Source organism: Pseudomonas sp. GW821-FHT01C01 (genome assembly GCF_059422645.1).
Map to the genome: position 1 here is coordinate 72,074 of NZ_JBWKXF010000013.1, position 22,833 is coordinate 94,906.

19 protein-coding genes are annotated in these 22,833 nt (G+C 61.3%); 16 read left to right on the plus strand and 3 right to left on the minus strand.

What is annotated here, in order from left to right; all coding sequences use genetic code 11:
* Nucleotides 1-23: 23 nt before the first annotated feature.
* Together AC07XF_RS11510 and AC07XF_RS11515 are read right to left on the minus strand one after the other, a co-directional pair.
* Nucleotides 24-1,523 (minus strand): gamma-aminobutyraldehyde dehydrogenase, encoded by a 1,500-nt coding sequence (locus AC07XF_RS11510; protein WP_495026586.1) that lies wholly within the window; start codon nucleotides 1,521-1,523, stop codon nucleotides 24-26.
* A gap of 105 nt (nucleotides 1,524-1,628) precedes the next feature.
* Entirely contained in the window at nucleotides 1,629-2,543 is a 915-nt protein-coding gene (locus AC07XF_RS11515; protein WP_007975056.1) for a LysR family transcriptional regulator, read from the minus strand.
* A 203-nt stretch (nucleotides 2,544-2,746) separates the two neighbouring features.
* Between AC07XF_RS11515 and AC07XF_RS11520 the strand changes: the two genes are divergently transcribed.
* The 15 genes from AC07XF_RS11520 to AC07XF_RS11590 all read left to right on the plus strand — a co-directional run bounded on the left by AC07XF_RS11520 (nucleotide 2,747) and on the right by AC07XF_RS11590 (nucleotide 19,417).
* On the plus strand, nucleotides 2,747-3,439 hold the full coding sequence (locus tag AC07XF_RS11520) for a tellurite resistance TerB family protein (RefSeq protein ID WP_495026587.1): 693 nt from the start codon (nucleotides 2,747-2,749) through the stop codon (nucleotides 3,437-3,439).
* Nucleotides 3,440-3,792: 353 nt separating this feature from the next.
* Nucleotides 3,793-5,415, plus strand: coding sequence for a methyl-accepting chemotaxis protein (locus AC07XF_RS11525; RefSeq protein ID WP_495026588.1), 1,623 nt, complete (start codon nucleotides 3,793-3,795; stop codon nucleotides 5,413-5,415).
* Nucleotides 5,415-5,951, plus strand: a complete 537-nt coding sequence (locus tag AC07XF_RS11530; RefSeq protein WP_495026589.1) for a chemotaxis protein CheW — start codon at nucleotides 5,415-5,417, stop codon at nucleotides 5,949-5,951. Before AC07XF_RS11525 ends, AC07XF_RS11530 begins: the two co-directional genes overlap by 1 nt.
* Complete coding sequence (locus AC07XF_RS11535) at nucleotides 5,948-7,219, plus strand: CheR family methyltransferase (RefSeq protein WP_495026590.1); 1,272 nt, start codon at nucleotides 5,948-5,950, stop codon at nucleotides 7,217-7,219. Before AC07XF_RS11530 ends, AC07XF_RS11535 begins: the two co-directional genes overlap by 4 nt.
* Nucleotides 7,216-7,896 carry a chemotaxis protein CheW gene (locus AC07XF_RS11540; protein ID WP_495026591.1) on the plus strand — a complete coding sequence of 227 codons (681 nt, stop codon included), beginning with the start codon at nucleotides 7,216-7,218 and terminating at the stop codon, nucleotides 7,894-7,896. The genes AC07XF_RS11535 and AC07XF_RS11540 overlap by 4 nt, the downstream gene beginning before the upstream one ends.
* Nucleotides 7,893-10,178, plus strand: coding sequence for a hybrid sensor histidine kinase/response regulator (locus AC07XF_RS11545; RefSeq protein WP_495026592.1), 2,286 nt, complete (start codon nucleotides 7,893-7,895; stop codon nucleotides 10,176-10,178). The genes AC07XF_RS11540 and AC07XF_RS11545 overlap by 4 nt, the downstream gene beginning before the upstream one ends.
* Nucleotides 10,175-11,185, plus strand: coding sequence for a chemotaxis response regulator protein-glutamate methylesterase (locus AC07XF_RS11550; protein WP_495026593.1), 1,011 nt, complete (start codon nucleotides 10,175-10,177; stop codon nucleotides 11,183-11,185). The genes AC07XF_RS11545 and AC07XF_RS11550 overlap by 4 nt, the downstream gene beginning before the upstream one ends.
* A 48-nt stretch (nucleotides 11,186-11,233) precedes the next feature.
* Complete coding sequence (locus AC07XF_RS11555; protein WP_495026594.1) at nucleotides 11,234-12,235, plus strand: diguanylate cyclase; 1,002 nt, start codon at nucleotides 11,234-11,236, stop codon at nucleotides 12,233-12,235.
* A 282-nt stretch (nucleotides 12,236-12,517) separates the two neighbouring features.
* Nucleotides 12,518-13,613, plus strand: a protein-coding gene (prfB, locus tag AC07XF_RS11560) for a peptide chain release factor 2 (RefSeq protein ID WP_104450710.1) whose coding sequence is annotated in 2 segments (ribosomal slippage) — nucleotides 12,518-12,589 and nucleotides 12,591-13,613 — 1,095 coding nt in all. Because the reading frame shifts where the segments join, the coding sequence is not laid out codon by codon here.
* Between the two features lie 95 nt (nucleotides 13,614-13,708).
* Entirely contained in the window at nucleotides 13,709-15,211 is a 1,503-nt protein-coding gene (gene lysS, locus AC07XF_RS11565; protein WP_495026595.1) for a lysine--tRNA ligase, read from the plus strand.
* 111 nt (nucleotides 15,212-15,322) lie between these two features.
* Nucleotides 15,323-16,027, plus strand: a complete 705-nt coding sequence (locus AC07XF_RS11570) for a TetR/AcrR family transcriptional regulator (protein WP_495026596.1) — start codon at nucleotides 15,323-15,325, stop codon at nucleotides 16,025-16,027.
* A gap of 139 nt (nucleotides 16,028-16,166) precedes the next feature.
* Nucleotides 16,167-16,721, plus strand: coding sequence for a hypothetical protein (locus tag AC07XF_RS11575; RefSeq protein WP_495026597.1), 555 nt, complete (start codon nucleotides 16,167-16,169; stop codon nucleotides 16,719-16,721).
* A 32-nt stretch (nucleotides 16,722-16,753) separates the two neighbouring features.
* Nucleotides 16,754-18,031 carry a flavohemoglobin expression-modulating QEGLA motif protein gene (locus tag AC07XF_RS11580; protein ID WP_495026598.1) on the plus strand — a complete coding sequence of 426 codons (1,278 nt, stop codon included), beginning with the start codon at nucleotides 16,754-16,756 and terminating at the stop codon, nucleotides 18,029-18,031.
* Between the two features lie 148 nt (nucleotides 18,032-18,179).
* Complete coding sequence (locus AC07XF_RS11585; protein WP_495026599.1) at nucleotides 18,180-19,094, plus strand: alpha/beta hydrolase; 915 nt, start codon at nucleotides 18,180-18,182, stop codon at nucleotides 19,092-19,094.
* Nucleotides 19,091-19,417: a PA3694 family proteiin gene (locus tag AC07XF_RS11590; RefSeq protein ID WP_495026600.1), complete on the plus strand. Its 327-nt coding sequence runs from the start codon at nucleotides 19,091-19,093 to the stop codon at nucleotides 19,415-19,417. Before AC07XF_RS11585 ends, AC07XF_RS11590 begins: the two co-directional genes overlap by 4 nt.
* A 133-nt stretch (nucleotides 19,418-19,550) precedes the next feature.
* Here AC07XF_RS11590 and AC07XF_RS11595 read toward each other — a convergent pair whose 3' ends face one another.
* The gene (locus AC07XF_RS11595; RefSeq protein ID WP_104450704.1) at nucleotides 19,551-19,895 is read right to left on the minus strand and encodes a pilin assembly protein; all 345 of its coding nucleotides are present in this window, start codon (nucleotides 19,893-19,895) and stop codon (nucleotides 19,551-19,553) included.
* 201 nt (nucleotides 19,896-20,096) lie between these two features.
* Here AC07XF_RS11595 and ppc point away from each other — a divergent pair, with 201 nt between their 5' ends.
* Nucleotides 20,097-22,727, plus strand: a complete 2,631-nt coding sequence (gene ppc, locus AC07XF_RS11600) for a phosphoenolpyruvate carboxylase (RefSeq protein ID WP_495026601.1) — start codon at nucleotides 20,097-20,099, stop codon at nucleotides 22,725-22,727.
* Nucleotides 22,728-22,833 lie beyond the last annotated feature (106 nt).

The following is a 22,833-nucleotide window of genomic DNA, read 5'->3' on the forward strand; positions in this document are numbered from 1 at the left end:
TTGGTGGCTTGTTATAAGCGTAGTCAGAGATGCTCGCCATGGCGGGCCATGATGTGCCGCACCACGCTGTAGTCCTGAAGCGAATCGCTGGACAGGTCTTTGCCGTAGCCCGAACGTTTCAGGCCGCCATGGGGCATTTCGCTGACCAGCATGAAATGGCTGTTGATCCAGGTGCAGCCATACTGCAAGCGCGCCGCAACCTGCATGGCCTTGTCGAGGTTCTGGGTCCAGACCGACGAAGCCAGGCCGTATTCCGAATCGTTCGCCCAGTCCACCGCCTGTTCCAGTTCATCGAAGCGGGTCACGGTGACCACCGGCCCGAACACTTCGCGCTGGACGATCTCGTCACTTTGCTTGCAGCCGGCGAGCAGGGTCGGCTGGTAATAGAAGCCGGCACCGGAATGCACCGCCGCGCCGGTCACTCGTTCGATGTGCGGCTGGCCGAGGGCGCGTTCGACAAAACTGGCCACGCGGTCGCGTTGGCGGGTGCTGATCAATGGGCCGATTTCATTGTCGGCATCGCGTTTGCCGGCGAAGCGCAGGCTGCTGACCGCCGTGCCGAGTTCGGCCACCAAACGGTCATGAATCCCGGCCTGGGCATAAATGCGGCAAGCAGCGGTGCAATCCTGGCCGGCGTTGTAATAGCCGTAGGTGCGCACACCTTCGACCACGGCCTGGATGTCGGCATCGTTGCAGACGATCACCGGGGCTTTGCCGCCGAGTTCGAGGTGGGTGCGTTTGAGCGTTTTCGAGGCGGCTTGAAGGATTTTTTGCCCGGTGACGATATCGCCGGTCAGCGACACCATGCGGATCTTCGGATGGCTGACCAAATGGCTGCCGACGCCTTCGCCGCCACCGCAAATAATATTGATCACCCCGCGTGGCAGGATCTCGGCCAGCGCCGGAGCCAGGGCCAGGATCGACAGGGGCGTGTGTTCCGACGGCTTGAACACCAGGGTATTGCCGGCGGCGAGGGCCGGGGCGATTTTCCACGCGGCCATCATGATCGGGTAGTTCCACGGCGCAATCGACGCCACGACCCCGATAGGATCACGACGGACCATGCTGGTGTAGCCCGGCAGGTATTCACCGCTGAGCTGGCCGGTCTGGCAGCGCACGGCACCGGCGAAGAAGCGGAACACGTCGACCGTGGCATTCAAGTCATCCTGACGGGCCAGGTGCAACGGTTTGCCGCAGTTCAACGATTCGAGGCGGGCCAGCAGGTCGGCGTTTTTTTCGATGGTGTTGGCGATCTCCAGCAGCAGGTTCGAACGCTGCTGTGGCGTGGTCCGTGACCAACCGGCAAAGGCGCGATTCGCAGCGAGGATCGCCGCTTCGACTTGCTCGCTGCTGGCTTCGGCAATTTGCGTCAGCACTTCGCCAGTGGCCGGGTTGAGAATCGGCTCGACGCAGCCTTGACCGGCGACTAATTCACCATCAATCAACAATGCGGTGAACAACGGGGTCTGCGCACCAGCCATTTTTCGGGTTCTCTTTTCTTGTGTTGCTTCTTGTGTAGACATGGCAGCGCTCCCTGTGACTGGAGCCCGGCCGTCTTTATTAGATGTCACAAGACTAGTGCGCGGACCCGAGGACAACAAATACTAAATACTGAAGGTGGCGTTCGATTAAATAGATGGCTTGCGCCCGCCGTGGGGTTGTTCGCGGGCGACCGTGAGAAACGGGTCCACCAGCGCCGGACGCGCAGTGCCGCGACGCCAGGCGAGGCCGACATCGAGGGTCTGGCTGAGGTCGGCAATCGGTCGCGCTTCGATGATGTCGCCCTCCAAAGACCACGGGCGATAGGTCATGTCGGGCTGGATCGACACACCCAGACCGGCAGCCACCAGGCTTCGCACCGCTTCGGTCGAGGCCGTGCGCAGGGTGATGCGTGGTTGCAGCGAGGCGGCTGACCACATGCGCTGGGCGTTACGGTCCATTTCATCGACGTTCAGTTGAATCAATGGCTCGCGGGCTACATCGGCGAGGTTGATGCTGTCGTGCTCCAGCAGCGGGTGCTGGGCCGGGAGCCACAGCCGGTGCGGCGAATGGGTCAGCACTTCGGTCTGCAAGGCATGGCGGTCTTCGAGGTTGGACAGGATCAACACGCCGACATCGATTTCGCCGCTGACCAGCAAATGCTCGATGTACGGGCGCTCATCTTCCATCACGCGGATTTCCACGTTGGGGTAGGCCCGCTGGAAACGGGTGAGCAAATCCGCCAGGTAGTAACCGGCCACCAGGCTGGTCACGCCGACGATCAACTGCCCGGCGACCTGGTCGGTGCTCTGTTGCAGGCTGCGCTTGGCGTTATCCACGGTGGCTAGAATCAAGTGCGCCTGGCGCAGGAATTGATGCCCCTGGTGGGTCAGGGTCATCCCCTTGGCGTGGCGACTGAACAGGCTGACGCCGATTTCCTCCTCCAGTTGCTGGATCGCCAGGGTCAGGGTCGACTGGGAAATGAACGCGGTTTGCGCGGCGGCCGAGATCGAGCCGGTCTCGGCCACGGCAATGAAGTGACGGATCTGGCGCAAGGTCATCATGGGAAAGCACCCGGTGGGCTGTTTTTATCGATTGGCGAGAGTGTATATCGTTTTTTTGAAAGGCAGCTTTATGCCGCAAGCTTCAAGCGGCAAGCAGAAAGGCTGGAGCAACATCTCGAAGCACTCTTGCGGGCAGCAATCGGGCACTTTCGATCTAGGCTGGTGGCCTTTGTTTCAGGTTAAGTGTCTTGAGGAGGCGGTAAATGAACACCCGTGGATTGCTCGATCAACTACTCAAATCCGGCCAGGACCTGTTGCAGAACAAGGCCGGTAGCTCGCAGCAAAAGGGCGCGAGCGGTGGCACTGGCGCCCTCGGCAGTTTGCTCTCCGGCGCGAGCGGCGGGGCATTGGCGGCAGGGGCCATGGGTTTGCTGCTCGGCAGCAAAAAGGCCCGTAAAGTCGGGGGCAAGGTTGCGGTCTACGGCGGTCTCGCCGCGTTGGGCGTGCTGGCCTATAAAGCCTACGGTAACTGGCAGGCGCAGCAGGGCGCTGCGGTCGGTACGGAACCGCAAACCCTGGATCGCGTACCGGCCGCGCAAGTCGAGCTGCACAGTCAGGCGATTCTCAAGGCGCTGGTGGCAGCGGCCAAGGCTGACGGTCATGTCGATGAGCGTGAGCGGGCCTTGATCGAAGGCGAGTTCACCCGGCTCGACAATGACCAGGAGCTGCAACACTGGCTGCACGCCGAGCTCAACAAGCCGCTGGACCCGAGCGACGTCGCCCGCGCCGCCCGTTCACCGGAAATCGCTGCCGAAATGTACATCGCCAGCGTGATGATGGTGGACGAGGAAAACTTCATGGAGAAGTCCTACCTCGATGAGCTGGCGCGGCAGCTCAAGCTGGAGCCGGGGTTGAAAGCCGAACTGGAGAAGCAGGTACGCCAGGCTTCCCTGTAATTGTAGGAGCTGGCTTGCCAGCGAAAGCGGTAATTGTAGGAGCTGGCTTGCCAGCGAACGGTTGTCTGACACGACGCTTTCGCTGGCAAGCCAGCTCCTACAGGGTTCCTCGCCAGGCTCAAGATGTGCGTACGACGCAGTCATCAGCCGCACCACATCCCCAATGGCCGATCCATCGCCCGATTCTGCCCAATCACCCCTAACACCCATTCCCTCAATTAGCGGACAGTCCCAACCCAGAGCCCATCCCACCTTTTTTCAACGGGATGAGCAGTGGCGCGCAACCGTCTTATAAATGAAACACCGCCCTCAGCTATACTCCCCGCATTTCGAATCAGGCCCGAGGATTGACTGTGAAGAACTGGACGTTGCGCCAACGCATCTTGGCGAGCTTTGCGGTAATTATCGCCATCATGTTGCTGATGGTGGTCCTCTCCTATTCGCGATTGCTGAAGATCGAAGAGAGCGAAGCCAGCGTCCGGGACGACGCTTTGCCGGGAGTTTATTACAGCTCCATGATTCGCAGCGCCTGGGTCGACACTTACCTGCAGACTCAGGAACTGCTCGGCTTGAAAGAAGGGCAGGGCATCAGCAGCGAAGACGCCGCGGAATTCAAGGCTTTCGAAGCGCGTCTGCTGGAGCAGATAGGTAACTACCGCAACACCGTCACGACCGATGAAGACAAGGTCGAGTTTGCCGCTTTCGAACAACGGCACGAGGAGTTCAGCAGGATTCTGACGGCAGTGCTCGATCTGCACAGCCGCAACCAGGAAGCCGAGGCCGTCAAGTTGTTCACCGAGCAACTGACCCCGGTCTGGACCGCAGGTCGCACGAAGCTCAACGACATCCTGCGCGAAAACAAATTGGTGGCCGACCACGAAATGGCCGCCATCGACGACGCCGTGCTTTCGGCAAAAATCAGCATGGGCATTTCCCTGCTGGTGGCCGTCATGGCTGCCGGCCTCTGCGGTTTGCTATTGATGCGCGCCATCATGGCGCCGATGAACCGCATCGTGAAAATCCTCGAGATCATGCGTACGGGTGACCTGAGCAGCCGCCTGAATCTGGAGCGCAAGGACGAATTCGGCGCAGTAGAGACCGGCTTCAACGACATGATGACGGAGCTCACTTCCCTGGTGTCCCAGGCCCAGCGCTCGTCGGTGCAAGTCACCACGTCGGTGACCGAAATCGCCGCCACTTCCAAGCAACAGCAGGCTACTGCCACCGAAACCGCCGCCACCACCACGGAAATCGGCGCGACCTCCCGTGAAATCGCCGCCACTTCCCGGGATCTGGTGCGCACCATGACCGAGGTTTCCACCGCCGCCGACCAGGCTTCCGTGGCCGCCGGCTCCGGGCAGCAGGGCCTGGCGCGCATGGAGGAAACCATGCACTCGGTGATGGGCGCGGCCGATCTGGTCAACGCCAAACTGGCGATCCTCAACGAGAAGGCCGGCAACATCAACCAGGTGGTGGTGACCATCGTCAAGGTCGCCGACCAGACCAACCTGTTGTCGCTCAACGCCGCCATCGAGGCCGAGAAGGCCGGGGAATACGGACGCGGTTTTGCCGTGGTCGCTACCGAAGTGCGGCGTCTGGCGGACCAGACCGCCGTGGCCACCTACGACATCGAGCAAATGGTGCGCGAGATCCAGTCGGCGGTATCGGCCGGAGTCATGGGTATGGACAAGTTCTCCGAAGAAGTGCGTCGTGGCATGTCCGAGGTGCAGCAGGTCGGCGAGCAGTTGTCGCAGATCATCCATCAGGTTCAGGCGCTGGCGCCGCGGGTGCTGATGGTCAACGAAGGCATGCAGGCCCAGGCCACCGGTGCCGAGCAGATCAACCACGCACTGGTGCAGTTGGGTGATGCCAGCAGCCAGACCGTCGAGTCCTTGCGCCAGGCCAGTTTCGCCATCGATGAGCTGAGCCAGGTGGCCGTCGGGCTGCGCAGCGGCGTTTCGCGATTCAAAGTCTGATGAGCGAAATCACGGCCAAACGCTCTGCCGTGAAGCAGGCGCTGCATGCATTGTTCCTGGTGTTCCGCATCGGCAGCGAACGCTATGCCTTGCAAGCCATCGAGGTGGCGGAAGTGCTGCCGCGCCTGCCGTTGAAGCCGATTCCCCATGCACCCGCCTGGGTCGCCGGGGTGTTTGCCTATCGGGGTGCCGTGGTACCGGTGATCGACTTGAGCGCACTGACCTTTGGTACGCCTGCACAGGCGCGAACCAGTACGCGGCTGGTGCTGGTCAACTACCGCCCGGATGCAACTACCGAGGCGCACCTGCTCGGGCTGATTCTGGAACAGGCGACCGACACCTTGCGTTGCGATCCGGCGGATTTTCAGCCCTATGGCCTGGACAACCGGCAGACGCCTTACCTGGGGCCGGTGCGCAAGGATGAGCAGGGCTTGTTGCAATGGGTACGGGTCAGCGATTTGCTGGACGACCAGGTTCGCGCATTGTTGTTCCCCTCGCCGCCACTGGATTCGGCGCTGCTTGAGGAGCGGCCATGAATAACGATCAGCGTTTTTTCGACTTCCTCAAGGAACGCATTGGTCTCGACGTGACCTCCGTGGGGCCTGCGATCATCGAGCGTGCGGTGCGCCAGCGCCGCCTCGCATCGCAAGCACTCTCGGCCGATGAGTACTGGTGCACCTTGCAGGGCTCGCGGGACGAGCAGCAGGCCTTGATCGAAGCGGTGATCGTTCCCGAAACCTGGTTCTTCCGCTATCCGGAATCCTTCGCCACCCTGGCGAAACTGGCGAGAAAGCGTCTGGCCGAGATCAATAATCTGCGCGCACTGCGGATTCTCAGCCTGCCGTGCTCCACCGGCGAAGAACCGTACTCGATTGCCATGGCATTGTTCGATGCCGGGCTCCAACCGCACCAGTTCAAGGTCGACGGCATGGACGTCAGCCCATTGTCGGTGGAAAAGGCCCGGCGGGCGTTGTATGGCAAGAACTCTTTTCGGGGTGACGACATTGTATTTCGCGACCGTCATTTCATTGCCGAAGGCGAGTGCTATCGACTCAATCCGCGCGTACTTGAGCAGGTGCGCTTGCAGGTTGGCAATCTGCTGGATCCGGACCTGCTTGCCGGCGAACCACCGTTTGATTTCGTGTTTTGCCGCAACCTGCTGATCTATTTCGACCAGCCGACCCAGAAACAAGTCTTCGAAGTGCTCAAGTGTCTGACCCACGTTGATGGCGTGCTGTTTATTGGTCCAGCCGAAGGCAGTCTGCTGGGACGTTTGGGGATGCGCTCGATCGGTATCGCGCAGTCCTTCGCGTTCACCCGGCAAGGGGCGCCGGCCCCTGACACCTTGCCGGCGTTCGTTCCAGCGCCGCTGCCGGTGCCGCAACCACTGCGCAACCCTCCACCTGTGCCTGCGCGCAGTCGTCCGTTTGCCCGGGTTGAGCCGCTGCAGCCTGCGCCTGCAACCTCAGGTGCCGACACAGCCGTGCTGCTGGCCAATATCGCCGCGCTGGCCGATAAAGGCAAAAGCGCCGAGGCGCGAACGGCGTGTGAAAGCTACTTGCGCAGCCATGAGCCGGTGGCTCAAGTCTTTTACTGGCTGGGACTGCTCAGCGATGTGGCCGGCAATACCCTTGAAGCCCAGGGTTTTTACCGCAAGACGTTGTACCTCGAACCGCAACATCCTGAAGCGTTGATGCACCTGGCCGCATTGCTGCAGGCCCAGGGCGACGCCATGGGAGCCAGACGATTGCAGGAGCGTGCCGCTCGCAGCGGGCGCGCCACCGACAGTGAGCGCAAACGATGATCGCCTCCGACACCTTTAGCGTCACCCGGGATGCCCAGGCCATCGACGACTGCTGGAACCGCATCGGTATCCACGGCGACAAGTCATGCCCGCTGCTCGGCGAGCATATTCATTGCCGCAATTGTGCGGTGTATTCGGCGGCCGCGACGCGATTGCTCGATCGCTATGCATTGCAACAGGAAGATCGCGGGCCAGTGTCCGTCGCGGTCGAGAGCGAGGTGAAGACCCGCTCGTTATTGATGTTCCGCCTGGGTGAAGAATGGCTGGGCCTGGCCACGCGCAGTCTGGTGGAAGTGTCGCCGTTACAGGCGATTCACTCATTGCCGCACCAGCGTTCCCGGGCCTTGCTCGGCGTGGCGAATGTGCGCGGCGCGCTGGTCGCCTGCCTGTCGCTGGTGGAGCTGCTCGGGCTCGACGGCACCAGTAACGTGGCACCCGGCGCGCGGGTCATGCCTCGCATGCTGATCATCGCGGCCGATGGCGGGCCGGTGGTGGTGCCGGTGGACGAGGTGGACGGGATTCATGCCATCGATGAGCACATCCTCGATGCCGCGTCGCGCTCGGGTGCTCAGGCCAGCGCCAAATACACCCGTGGCGTGTTGCAATTCAAAGGTCGCAGCCTGCGTTGGCTGGATGAAGAGCAGTTGCTGTCCGCCGTGACCCGGAGCCTCACATGACCCCTGAGCAAATGCGCGACGCCTCTTTGCTGGAACTGTTCAGCCTGGAGGCCGAAGCCCAGACCCTGGTCTTGAGCGCCGGCCTGCTGGCGCTTGAGCGCGACCCGACCCAGGCCGATCAACTTGAATCGTGCATGCGTGCGGCACACTCGCTCAAAGGCGCGGCGCGTATCGTCGGCGTCGATGCCGGTGTCAGCGTCGCCCACGTGATGGAGGACTGTCTGGTCAGTGCCCAGGAAGGCCGCCTGTTGCTGCGCCCCGAGCACATCGATGCACTGCTGCAAGGCACCGACTTGCTGATGCGCATCGCCACACCGAACAGCACGCCGGGGACCGTGGACATTGACGCCTATGTGGCATTGATGGCGCGGTTGCTGGACCCGGCGGCCTCCGTGATTGCGCCGGTTGCACCGGTAATGGCCGAACTTCAACTCGAAGCCCCCGCGCCCACGGTCGAGTTGCCGGCGCCTGCCGTCGAACCGCCAGCGGCGCCAGATCCGGCCCCGCGCAAGGCCAAACGCACCACCGAAAACGGCGAACGTGTGCTGCGTGTCACGGCCGAGCGCCTGAACAGTCTGCTCGATCTGTCGAGCAAATCCCTGGTGGAAACCCTGCGGCTCAAACCGCACCTGGCGACCATGCAGCGACTTAAACGCATGCAGAGCAACAGCCTGCGCGCCCTGGAAAGTCTCAACGTTCATCTCAAGGACCAGGCCCTGAGCCTGGAGGCCCGGGAAGCCCTTGAGGATGCGCGGCGCTTGCTGGCGCAATCCCAGCAACTGCTCATGGAAAAGAACGCCGAACTCGATGAGTTTGCCTGGCATGCCAGCCAGCGCGCGCAGGTGTTGTACGACACGGCGCTGGCCTGTCGCATGCGGCCGTTTGCCGATGTGCTGACCGGGCAGGTGCGAATGGTCCGGGATCTGGGGCGCGATTTGGGCAAACAGGTGCGGCTGGAAATTGAAGGCGAGAAGACTCAGGTTGATCGCGACGTACTGGAAAAGCTTGAAGCACCGCTGACTCACCTGTTGCGCAACGCAGTCGACCATGGCATCGAAACGCCGGAACAACGCCTGCTGGCGGGCAAGCCGGCTGAAGGTTTGATTCGCCTGCGAGCTTCTCACCAGGCCGGTTTGCTGGTGCTTGAGTTGAGCGATGACGGCAATGGTGTGGACCTGGAAAAAGTCCGCCGCTGCATCGTTGAGCGAAATTTGTCGCCCGCGCAAACCGCCGCGCAGTTAAGTGAAGAGGAACTGCTGACGTTCCTGTTCCTGCCCGGTTTCAGTCTGCGCGACACGGTCACCGAGGTGTCCGGTCGCGGCGTCGGCCTGGATGCGGTGCAGCACATGGTCCGGCAGTTGCGCGGTGCGGTGGTGCTGGAGCAGACGGCGGGCGAGGGCAGTCGTTTCCACCTTGAGGTGCCGCTGACCCTGTCGGTGGTTCGCAGCCTCGTGGTGGAAGTCGGCGACGAAGCCTATGCCTTTCCGCTGGCTCATATCGAGCGCATGTGCGACCTGGAGCCGGAGGATATCGTACAGGTCGAAGGTCGCCAGCATTTCTGGCACGAAGGCCGGCATGTCGGGTTGGTGGCGGCCAGCCAATTGCTGCATCGTCCAGCCAGCCAGAACAGCGGACAAACCCTGAAAGTCGTGGTGATTCGCGAGCGTGATGCCATCTACGGCGTAGCGGTCGAGCGCTTTATCGGCGAGCGCACGCTGGTGGTGTTGCCGCTGGATGAGCGTCTGGGCAAGGTGCAGGACATTTCCGCCGGGGCCTTGCTCGACGACGGTTCGGTGGTGCTGATCGTCGATGTCGAAGACATGCTGCGTTCGGTGGACAAATTGCTCAATACGGGGCGTCTGGAGCGTATTGCCCGTCACAGCAATCAGGTGGTCGAGGCGGCCCGCAAACGAATTCTGGTGGTGGATGATTCCCTGACCGTGCGAGAGTTGCAGCGCAAGCTGTTGCTCAATCGCGGTTACGACGTGGCGGTTGCAGTGGACGGCATGGACGGCTGGAACGCGCTGCGTTCTGAGGATTTCGATCTGCTGATCACCGACATTGATATGCCGCGCATGGATGGTATCGAACTGGTCACGCTGCTGCGTCGGGACAATCGCCTGCAATCGCTGCCGGTGATGGTGGTGTCCTACAAGGATCGTGAAGAGGACCGGCGCCGTGGACTGGATGCCGGGGCCGACTATTATCTAGCCAAGGCCAGTTTTCATGACGACGCCTTGCTCGATGCAGTGGTCGAGCTCATTGGAGGAGCGCGGGCATGAGGATCGCAATCGTCAACGACATGCCCATGGCGGTGGAGGCCCTGCGCCGCGCCCTGGCATTCGAGCCGGCACACGAGGTGGTCTGGGTCGCCGGCAATGGCGCCGAAGCGGTGCGCCAGTGCGCGCAGGACACGCCGGACCTGATTCTGATGGACCTGATCATGCCGGTGATGGATGGCGTCGAGGCCACGCGGCGGATCATGGCCGAGACCCCGTGCGCCATCGTCATCGTCACCGTGGATCGCCAGCAGAACGTGCACCGGGTGTTCGAGGCCATGGGCCATGGTGCGCTGGACGTGGTCGATACCCCGGCCGTCGGCGCCGGCAATGCCCAGGAAGCAGCCGCGCCGTTGTTGCGCAAGATCCTGAACATCGGCTGGCTGATCGGCGACAAGGGCAATCGCCCGCGCCCGATACCGGCACCATTGCGCAGTTCGGGCTCACGCCAGAGCCTGATCGCCATTGGTTCATCCGCCGGTGGGCCAGCAGCGCTGGAAGTCTTGCTCAAGGGACTGCCGCACAATTTCTCACCGGCCATCGTGCTGGTTCAGCACGTTGACCAGGTATTTGCCGCCGGCATGGCTGAATGGCTCGGCAGCGCCAGCGGCCTCAACGTGCGGTTGGCCGAGGAAGGCGAGCCACCGCAAAGCGGCACGGTGTTGCTGGCCGGCACCAATCATCATATTCGCTTGCTGAAAAACGGCACGCTGGCCTACACCGCCGAACCGGTCAACGAAATCTACCGTCCCTCCATCGATGTGTTCTTCGAGAGCGTGGCCAGTTACTGGAACGGTGACGCCATAGGGGTTTTACTCACCGGCATGGGGCGTGATGGCGCCCAGGGGCTTAAACTCATGCGCCAACAGGGCTACCTGACCATCGCACAAGACCAAAGCAGCAGTGCGGTGTACGGCATGCCAAAGGCGGCCGCAGCCATCGACGCTGCCGTGGAGATTCGCCCGCTGGACAAGATAGCGCCACGATTGCTGGAGATTTTCGCCAAATGAGCACCTTTTTCCTCATTCCTGGCTCAGGTAGTACTCAGGTGACCGCACATGAATGAATTACAGCTCGACGACTTCAAGACCGACGAAAACGCCGCCATGGTGTTGCTGGTGGACGATCAGGCGATGATCGGCGAAGCCGTGCGCCGCGGCCTGTCGAATGAAGACAATATCGATTTCCACTTCTGCGCCGACCCGCACCAGGCCATCGCCCATGCGGTGCGTATCAAGCCGACGGTGATTCTTCAAGACCTGGTGATGCCGGGGCTGGACGGGCTGAGCCTGGTGCGCGAATACCGCAATCACCCGGCGACCAAGGACATTCCGATCATCGTCCTGTCGACCAAGGAAGATCCGCTGATCAAGAGCGCGGCCTTCGCGGCCGGGGCCAACGACTACCTGGTCAAACTGCCGGATACCATCGAACTGGTTGCGCGCATCCGCTATCACTCGCGCTCCTACATGACCCTGCTGCAACGGGACGCGGCGTACCGCGCATTGCGGGTCAGCCAGCAGCAACTGCTCGACACCAACCTGGTACTGCAACGCCTGATGAACTCCGATGGCCTGACCGGGTTGTCGAACCGCCGGCACTTCGATGAATACATGGAACTGGAATGGCGCCGTTCGCTGCGTGAACAGAGCCAGTTGTCGTTGCTGATGATCGATGTCGACTACTTCAAGGCCTACAACGACAGTTTCGGCCACCTGGAAGGCGATGAAGCCCTGCGCAAGGTCGCCGCGGCGATTCGTGACGCAAGCGCCCGGCCTTCGGACCTGCCGGCCCGTTACGGCGGTGAAGAGTTCGCCCTGGTGCTGCCCAACACCTCCCAGGGCGGTGCGCGCCTGGTGGCGGAAAAGCTGCGCATGACCGTGGAAGCCATGAAGATCCCGCACATTTCGCCCGCCGAAGGGGCGAGCCTGACCATCAGCATCGGCCTGTCGACCATCACCCCGAAAGCAGGCAGCAACTGCCGTGACCTGATCCTGGCGGCGGACAAGGGGCTGTATTCGGCGAAGAACAATGGGCGTAATCAGGTGGGGATCGAGTAACAAAAAGCGCTGCTCGTAGCGCTGTAGCGCTGTAGCAGCTGCCGAGCCCGCGAGGCTGCGTTCGAGGACGAAGTCCTCGCCATCGCCGTTTTCCTGAAAAACCGCATCGTCCGGTTTTACGACGGCTGCGCCGCCGAACGCAGCCTCGCAGGCTCGGCATCTGCTACCAGTGCCTTGCCGTGGAAACCATTCGCCGGTAAACCCGCCATGCGGGCTGCCGGGACCGCTTGATTACGGTATACTCGCCGGCTTTCAAAAGTTCGCCAACGAGTGCTGCCCGTCATGGAAATCAACCCGATCCTGAACACCATCAAGGACCTGTCCGAGCGCTCCGAAACTATTCGGGGGTATCTTTGACTACGATCAAAAGCATGAGCGTCTGACCGAAGTCAATCGCGAGCTTGAAGATCCGAGTGTCTGGAACAAACCTGAATACGCCCAGGAATTGGGCCGCGAGCGCGCTGCGCTGGCGCAGATCGTCGATACCCTCGACGGGTTGAACACCGGTCTGGCCGATTGCCGCGACCTGCTGGACATGGCCGTCGAAGAAAACGACGAAGGCGCAGTGGATGATGTCGTCGCCGAGCTGGCCCGACTCGAGGAAAGTCTGGCCAAGCTGGAATTCCGTCGCATGTTCAGCCACGAAATGGACCCGAACAACGCCTATCTGGACATCCAGGCCGGTTCCGGCGGCACCGAAGCCCAGGACTGGGCCAACATTCTGCTGCGCATGTACCTGCGCTGGGCCGACAAACGCGGTTTCGACGCGACCATCATGGAACTGTCCGCCGGTGAAGTCGCCGGGATCAAGGGCGCGACCGTGCACATCAAGGGCGAATACGCGTTTGGCTGGTTGCGGACCGAGATTGGCGTGCACCGTCTGGTGCGCAAGAGCCCGTTCGACTCCGGCAACCGTCGCCACACCTCGTTCTCCGCGGTGTTCGTCTCGCCAGAGATCGATGACAAGGTGGAAATCGAAATCAACCCGGCAGACTTGCGGATCGACACCTATCGTTCCTCGGGTGCCGGTGGTCAGCACGTAAACACCACCGACTCGGCCGTACGTATCACCCACGTACCGACCAATACCGTGGTCAGCTGCCAGAACGAACGTTCCCAGCACGCCAACAAAGACACCGCCATGAAAATGCTGCGGGCCAAGTTGTACGAGCAGGAAATGCAGAAGCGCAACGCGGCGTCCCAGGCGCTGGAAGACACCAAATCCGATATCGGCTGGGGTCATCAGATCCGTTCGTACGTGCTCGATGCCTCGCGGATCAAGGATCTGCGCACCAACATCGAACGCAGCGACTGTGACAAGGTGCTCGATGGCGACATCGACGAATACCTCGAAGCGAGCCTGAAGTCCGGGCTGTAAGTTACTGACACACCGCGATCCCCTGTAGGAGCCGGCTTGCCGGCGATCCCCGGCCGCAGGCCGGGGAAAACGAACCAGATGGAATATTTAAAGACATGAGCGACCTAGAACTCGACCCGCAAGCCCTGCAACAGGAAGAAAACTCCCTGATCGCCCTGCGCAAGGAAAAGCTTGCTGCCGAGCGCGCCAAGGGCAATGCCTTCCCGAACGACTTCCGCCGCGAAAACTACTGCGATGCACTGCAGAAGCAGTACGCGGACAAGACCAAGGAAGAGCTGGCAGAGGCTGCGATCCCGGTCAAGGTTGCCGGTCGCATCATGCTCAACCGTGGCTCGTTCATGGTGATCCAGGACATGACCGGTCGGATTCAGGTCTACGTCAACCGTAAAACCCTGTCCGAAGAAACCCTGGCCGCGGTGAAAACCTGGGACATGGGCGACATCATTGCCGCCGAAGGCACCCTGGCCCGTTCCGGCAAAGGCGACCTGTACGTTGAAATGACCAACGTGCGCCTGCTGACCAAATCCCTGCGCCCGCTGCCGGACAAGCACCACGGTCTGACCGACACCGAGCAACGCTACCGCCAGCGCTACGTTGACCTGATCGTCAACGAAGACGTGCGCCAGACTTTCCGCGTGCGTTCGCAAGTCATCGCCCACATCCGCAGCTTCCTGATGAAGCGTGACTTCCTGGAAGTGGAAACGCCGATGCTGCAAACCATTCCGGGCGGCGCGGCAGCCAAGCCGTTCGAAACCCACCACAATGCGCTGGACATGGGCATGTTCCTGCGTATCGCGCCGGAGCTGTACCTCAAGCGCCTTGTTGTTGGCGGGTTTGAGAAAGTGTTCGAGATCAACCGCAACTTCCGTAACGAAGGCGTTTCGACTCGTCACAACCCTGAATTCACCATGTTGGAGTTCTACCAGGCCTACGCCGACTACGAAGACAACATGGACCTGACCGAAGAACTGTTCCGCGAACTGGCTCAGCTGGTTCTGGGCAGCACCGACGTGCCATACGGCGACAAAGTGTTCCACTTCGGCGAGCCGTTCGTACGTCTGTCGGTGTTCGATTCGATCCTCAAGTACAACCCTGAGCTGACCGCTGACGACCTGAACGACATCGACAAGGCCCGCGCCATCGCCAAGAAGTCCGGTGCCAAGGTGTTGGGCTTCGAAGGCCTGGGCAAGCTGCAGGTGATGATTTTCGAAGAACTGGTCGAGCACAAGCTGGAACAGCCGCACTTCATTACCCAGTACCCGTTCGAAGTGTCACCGCTGGCCCGTCGTAACGACGAGAACCCGAACGTCACCGACCGTTTCGAGCTGTTCATCGGTGGTCGTGAAATCGCCAACGCCTACTCCGAGCTGAACGACGCGGAAGACCAGGCCGAGCGCTTCATGGCCCAGGTGGCCGACAAGGACGCCGGCGATGACGAAGCCATGCACTACGACGCCGACTTCGTTCGTGCGCTGGAGTACGGCATGCCGCCAACGGCCGGTGAAGGCATCGGCATCGACCGTCTGGTGATGCTGTTGACCAACTCTCCGTCGATCCGCGACGTGATCCTGTTCCCGCACATGCGGCCGCAAGCGTAAGTGTTTCAATTAAAAAGCCGCCTTTTCAGGCGGTTTTTTATTGCCTGTCTGGTACAAACGTATCAACTTGTTACTTTCATCTGAGAGGAAATACCTGTCGTGATTCGTGCAATGGCTCAAGAAGGTGCAGCGGGTGTCGCCACTGCGGTCGCTGAAAGTGTTCAGTACCAGGGCCGCAAGGCCAGCCGACAGGGCAGCGAGCAGCGTCGACAGGACATTCTCGACGCCGCGATGCGCATTGTCGTGCGCGATGGCGTGCGCGCCGTACGGCACCGTGCGGTGGCGGCCGAGGCGCAAGTGCCGTTGTCGGCGACCACATACTATTTCAAGGATATCGATGACTTGCTCACCGACACCTTTGCCCAATACGTGGAACGCAGTGCGGCGTACATGGGCAAGCTGTGGGTGAACAACGAAGGCCTGTTGCGCGAAATGATCGACAGTGGCGACGGCAGCCCGCAGGCGCGCTCGAAACTGGCGGACGATATTGCGCGGCTGATGACCGATTACGTTCACCGGCAACTGGTCAATCGCCGTGAACATTTGATGGCCGAGCAGGCGTTCCGCCAGGAAGCGTTGCTTAACCCGCGCCTGGCCGTGCTGGTGCGCTCGCATCAGCAAATCCTGTTGCAGGGCTCTTGCCAGCTGTTCCAGGTGTTGGGCTCGCGCGAACCGCATCAGGATGCCAAGGTGTTGACGGCGATTATCGGCCGGATGGAATATCAGGGGCTGCTCAACGTAGACGAGCCTGCCGCCGAAGAGGAAATGCTCGGCATCCTGACGCGCTACATGCACCTGGTACTGGCGTCGGAGTGAGCGAAGGGCACGGCCCTGTGGGAGCGGGCTTGCTCGCGAAGGCGGTGTGTCAGTCAACATTAATGTTGAATGTTGTACCGCTTTCGCGAGCAAGCCCGCTCCCACATTTGCTCGGCGTATGTTTCATAGGGAGTATTGAATGAAAGCCTGGCGTGTCGTTGTGATCGCCTTGTCGTTCCTGCTGCTCAGTGGTTGTCTGGTGACCTTCAGGGAGCCGCTGCCTGCAAGCGAACCCGCGCCCAAAGGATTGCTCGGCAAATGGACCAGCACCAATGCCTGGGGCGAGCCGCTCAACCTCGAACTGACCCGCATCGGCGACAACCGCTACCAAGCCGTCAGTTACTACCGGGCCAGGCCCAAGGAACGTGAAGCCTATCCGTTCACCCTGTCGCGCCATGGCAATCGCTGGTATCTGTCGGCGAAGGTGCCAGCGCAGTTCGGCGGGCATTTCACCATTGGCGGGTTTGAACTGACCGACAAGCATGAACTGGTGGTTTACAACCTCGACCTCGACCAGATCAACCAGGCCATGAAGCAAAAAGCCCTGAGCGGTGAAAGCTTCCAGACCAACGACGGCGATGGCGTATTGATCGACAGCAACATGGATCAAGTCGCCGCCTACCTTGACGACCCGGCCAATTCCGATGTGTTCGTCGAAGCGGTGCGCTACCAGCGTCAGGCCAAAGCCAAATAACCGGCACCAACGGGTTTCTACAGGAGTTTCGCGTGGACGATTACCAGCAGTCGATACGTGCTTTGTCCGATCGCATCGTGTTGGCGCAGACGCCGATCCGCGTCCTCGATGCGGTCAAATGGGACGACAACATTCGCAAGGGCTTCCTCAAGGCCAAGGGCAAGGAAATGCCGGCGGTGGACCGCGACTACTACCTCAACCGGCCGCTGGCGTTCGATTCCAGCAAAGTGAAGCTGGAGTTCCAGAACATCGAGCGCGACATCACCCGCCAGCTCGGCCAGTTCAACCCGGTCGGCCAGATCATGCGGCGCATGTGCAAGGAATACCGCATGGTGGTGCGCATGCTCGAAGCGCGTGGCACCGAAGATTTCGGCCTGATTTCCCAGGAGTTGTACGGTGCCGCGTCCGATGCGTTCCATGCCGGCGACCCGACGCTGTCCGACCTCGGCCTGATGCTCTCCGATTACCTGAACAACATCGACGGCCGTGGCGATCTGAAGGATGAACCGAAGACGCTGACCGCCAAGGATGCGGTCGACATGTTGCAGCATCGCTTGAACAAGGTGTTTGGCGAAGCCGAGGAAACCATTCGGGTGTTCGAGTCCGACGGAATCGTCGCCGATGCGGCGGCCGGCGCCGACTACATCAAGATCCGCTCCGACGCGATGTTCAACCAGCGCGATGTGCGTGCCCTGGAAGTCCACGAAGGACTGGTGCACGTCGGCACCACGCTCAACGGTCTGAACCAGCCGATCTGCACCTTCCTGTCCAAAGGCCCGCCCTCGTCGACGGTGACCCAGGAAGGCCTGGCGATCCTGATGGAGATCATCACTTTCGCGTCTTACCCGAGTCGCCTGCGCAAGCTCACCAACCGCACCCGCGCCATTCACATGGTGGAGGAGGGCGCGGACTTCCTGCAGGTGTTCGAGTTCTTCCGTGAGCAAGGCTTCGAGATGCCCGAGAGCTACAGCAACACCAGCCGCGTTTTCCGAGGCTCGGTGCCGACAGGTCTGCCATTTACCAAAGACTTGTCCTACCTCAAGGGCTTCATCATGATTTACAACTACATTCAACTGGCCGTGCGTAAAGGCAAGCTGGAGCAGATACCGCTGTTGTTCTGCGGCAAGACCACCCTGGAAGACATGCGCACCTTGCGCCAGTTGGTGGACGAAGGCCTGGTGGTGCCGCCCAAGTACCTGCCGGAACAGTTTCGCGACATGAACGCGCTGTCGGCGTGGATGTGCTTCTCCAACTTCCTCAACCACCTGAGCCTGGACCGGATCGAGGCGGATTACTCGAACATCCTGTGATCCTGGTGATATTCCCCGTAGGAGCTGGCTTGCCAGCGAAGGCGTTGTGTCAGACAACAGTCATGTTGAATGTTAAACCGCATTCGCTGGCAAGCCAGCTCCTACAGGGAGACGCATTCCAATGCCATTTTTTGCGAGGTTTCAACGGATGAGAATCCTCGGCATCCTCTGTCTTCTCCTGGCCTTGAGCGGTTGCAGCTCGCTGTTGTTCTACCCGGAACCCGGCCAGTTGTTCACCCCGGAAAAGGCCGGGCTCGAATACCGCACCATCACCCTGATCACCGCCGACGGCCTCAAGCTGAACGCATGGTGGCTGCCGGCGAAGCCGGGTGTCGAGGTCAAAGGCACGGTGCTGCACCTGCACGGCAACGGCGGAAACCTGCCCATGCACCTTGGCGGCAGCTTCTGGTTGCCGAAAAATGGTTACCAGGTGTTGCTTGTGGACTATCGCGGTTACGGCCTGTCCGAAGGCAAGCCGAGCCTGCCGGCGATCTATCAGGACATCGATGCGGCGTTCGCCTGGCTGGACACGGCGCCGGAGGTCAAGGGCAAGCCGCTGATCCTGCTCGGCCAGAGCCTCGGTGGCTCGATGGCCGTGCATTATCTGGTCCAGCACCCGGAACGCCAGAAGCAGCTCAAGGCCATTGTGCTCGATGGTGCTCCCGCCAGTTACCGCAGCGTCGGTCAGTTCGCCCTGAGCAATTCGTGGCTGACCTGGCCGTTCCAGGTGCCGTTGTCGTGGCTGGTACCGGACGGCGACAGCGCGATCAACGCCATGGCGCAACTCAAGGATGTGCCGAAACTGCTCTACCACAGCATCGACGATCCGATCGTGCCTCTTTCCAACGGCATCCGACTGTATCAAGCTGCGCCGCCGCCGCGGGTGCTGCAACTGACCCGCGGCGGTCATGTGCAGACGTTCGCCAATCCGGTCTGGCGCAAGGTCATGCTGCGTTATCTTGACGACCCGCAGCATTTCAACGGCCTGCGCCGCCTGGGCGAAATCCCCAATTATCCGGCACCCCCGAATTCTGAAGATGAACCACCAGAGAGTCCGCAATGAGTGAAGAACGTAACGCCATCCCGCTGATCATCACCGGTATCTGCAGCATCCTCGGCACCGTCGGTGCCCTGTGGTGGTACGGCTACCTGCACTTTGCCAAGCCCGAGGATGCGTTGCTGCTCAACGAATTCACCATGCTCAAGACGATTCCGGGCGAAGACTACAAAGTCTCCCTGGAGCCGGCCGCCCAGGTGGCGCAGTGCATCGATGGCGTGCTGGTGCTGTTCGACACCGAGCAGAAAGGCCTGACCGGCGTACTGGTCGACGGCAAGAAAAAGGCGGTGCGCTGCATGGGGCAGGAAACCCCACAGCTGGAGCAATAAGCCAGTATTTGTTGGCAACAGAGATCAAATGTGGGAGCGGGCTTGCTCGCGAAGGCGGTGTATCAGTCAACATTTTTGTTGAATGTTAAACCTCATTCGCGAGCAAGCCCGCTCCCACAGGTTCTGCGCAAACTCAGTGTTTCTGTTTGTCGTCAGGCATCGACAAATCGTGCAAATGCCGACGGGACAGCGCCAGAAAACGCGGGGTCGGCCCGATGTCTTCGTACAGCGGATCGCCTTCTTCGTCGGTGGCGACCACGGTCGAGCCTTTCACGTACGGGAAGCTTCTTTCCAGCTCTTCCAGCGCGGCGCCGATCAGATCGCCCAGCAGTTCTTCGGGATGCCGTTTGGGGTACATCTCGACGAGCGCGGCCAGCCGTGCGGCAGACTCCACATCCAGATGAATCGAGTAGCCGGTGTCAGTCAGGCGACCCTTGGCGTTTTCTTCCCAGTGGTGGGCAAGCTCGCGGATTTTCATATTGACCTCATGGCGCGACCGCTCGTGGCAGGCAGGGTGAGTGTCCGGCATTGGCCGGCGACAGCCGTTGTAAGGCTTATCTTCAGACTAGCTTCTACAGGCAGGGTTTGAAGTCCCTTCGTCGTCTTGCTTGTAAGAACCTGTCTGGAGCGGCACTCTCTAGGTTCTTAGCCGCCCGGATTTTTTGCTGGAGACCTGCTGATGACCGATATTGATGCACGCTTGCGCGAGGACGTTCACCTGTTGGGTGAGCTGTTGGGCAACACCATTCGTGAACAATATGGCGACGGTTTTCTCGACAAGATCGAGCAGATCCGCAAGGGCGCCAAGGCTGACCGGCGCGGCTCCATGGACGCCGAACTCAGCGCCAGCCTCAACCAGCTGACCGAAGACGAACTGTTGCCGGTAGCGCGGGCGTTCAACCAGTTTCTCAACCTGGCCAATATCGCCGAGCAATACCAGTTGATTCACCGTCGCGAGGAGTCTCAACAGGCGCCGTTCGAAGCCCGGGTGTTGCCCGAATTGCTCGCTCGCCTGCGTGCCGAGGGTCATGGCGCCGAAGCACTGGCCCGGCAATTGGGGCGACTGGAGATTGAACTGGTGCTGACGGCGCACCCGACCGAAGTCGCGCGTCGCACGCTGATCCAGAAGTACGACGCCATCGCCGCACAGCTGGCGGCACAGGATCACCGCGACCTGACCAATGCCGAGCGAGAGCAAGTCAAAATCACATTGCAGCGGCTGATCGCCGAGGCCTGGCACACCGAAGAAATCCGTCGCACGCGTCCGACACCGGTGGACGAAGCCAAGTGGGGTTTCGCGGTGATCGAGCATTCGCTGTGGCAGGCCATTCCGAATTATCTGCGCAAGGCCGACCAGGCCCTGCACGCCGCCACCGGCCTGCGCTTGCCACTGGAGGCAGCGCCGATTCGCTTTGCCTCGTGGATGGGCGGCGACCGCGACGGCAACCCCAATGTGACAGCGGCGGTTACCCGAGAGGTTTTACTGTTGGCGCGCTGGATGGCAGCTGATTTGTACCTGCGGGATGTCGATCACCTCGCAGCAGAACTGTCGATGCAGCAGGCCAGCGCAGAATTGAAGGCCAAGGCGGGTGACAGCGCCGAACCTTATCGGGCAGTGCTCAAACAGTTGCGCGAACGCCTGCGGGCGACGCGCAACTGGGCGCACACCTCGTTGTCGACGCCCACTCCGGCACCGACCGATGTGCTGCAAAACAACCGCGAGCTGCTCGACCCGCTGGAGCTGTGCTACCACTCGCTGCATGAATGCGGCATGGGCGTGATCGCCGACGGGCCGTTGCTCGATTGCCTGCGTCGGGCAGTGACGTTCGGCCTGTTCCTTGTTCGTCTGGATGTACGCCAGGACTCGTCGCGGCACACCGCTGCCATGACCGAAATCACCGATTACCTGGGCTTGGGTCGCTACGAGGACTGGAGCGAGGAAGAGCGCATCGCCTTCCTGATGCGTGAGCTGAACAACCGTCGGCCGTTGCTGCCGACGTATTTCAAGCCGTCCGCCGACACCGCCGAAGTGCTGGCGACCTGCCGGGAAGTCGCCGCCGCGCCAGAGGCGTCTCTCGGTTCCTATGTGATCTCGATGGCCGGTGCCGCCTCCGATGTGCTGGCCGTGCAATTGCTGCTCAAAGAGTCCGGTTTGCTGCGGCCAATGCGCGTGGTGCCGTTGTTCGAAACCCTCGCCGACCTCGACAACGCCGGCCCGGTGATCGAGAAACTGCTGCTGTTGCCGGGCTATCGCTCGCGCCTGCAAGGGCCGCAGGAAGTGATGATCGGCTATTCCGATTCGGCCAAGGACGCCGGCACCACCGCGGCGGCCTGGGCGCAGTACCGGGCGCAGGAGCGGCTGGTGGATATCTGCCGTGCGCAGCAAGTGGAACTGTTGTTGTTCCACGGTCGTGGCGGCACCGTGGGGCGTGGCGGCGGCCCGGCCCACGCGGCGATCCTGTCGCAGCCACCGGGTTCGGTGGCGGGGCGCTTCCGCACCACCGAACAGGGCGAAATGATTCGATTCAAATTCGGCCTGCCGGACATCGCCGAGCAAAACCTCAATCTGTACCTGGCGGCCGTACTTGAAGCGACGTTGCTGCCTCCGCCGCCACCTACGCCTGAGTGGCGACACTTGATGGATGAACTGGCGGCAGACGGTGTCAGCGCTTACCGCGCCGTGGTGCGGGAAAATCCGCAGTTTGTGGAGTATTTCCGCCAGTCCACGCCGGAGCAGGAACTCGGTCGTTTGCCGCTGGGCAGTCGTCCGGCCAAGCGCCGGGCCGGGGGGATTGAAAGCCTGCGGGCGATTCCGTGGATCTTCGGCTGGACCCAGACGCGCCTGATGCTGCCAGCCTGGCTGGGTTGGGAAGCCGCCCTGAGCAAGGCTCTGGAGCGTGGCGAAGGCGAACTGCTGGGGCAAATGCGTGAGCAGTGGCCGTTCTTCCGCACCCGCATCGACATGCTGGAAATGGTCCTGGCCAAGGCCGATGCCGACATTGCGCAGTCCTATGACGAGCGTCTGGTGGAGCCGAATCTGCTGCCATTGGGCGCGCACTTACGCGACCTATTGTCGCAGGCGTGCACCATCGTTCTCGGCCTGACCGGGCAGTCGCAGCTACTGGCACATAGCCCGGCGACCCTTGAGTTCATCCGCTTGCGCAACACCTACCTCGACCCGCTTCATCTATTGCAGGCCGAGTTGCTGGCCCGTTCGCGAGTGCAGGACGTGGCACAGGGCAGCCCGGTAGAACAGGCCCTGCTGGTGTCTGTCGCGGGGATTGCCGCCGGATTGCGTAACACCGGCTAAGGTTTTTGCCGTGGGTTCAGGCATCCGGCAGGTGAGGCGGATGCCGCCGCAGCAGGGGTTGAAAAGTGCTGTCAGGCGACAGTTAATGATGGGGTTGCGACTTGGG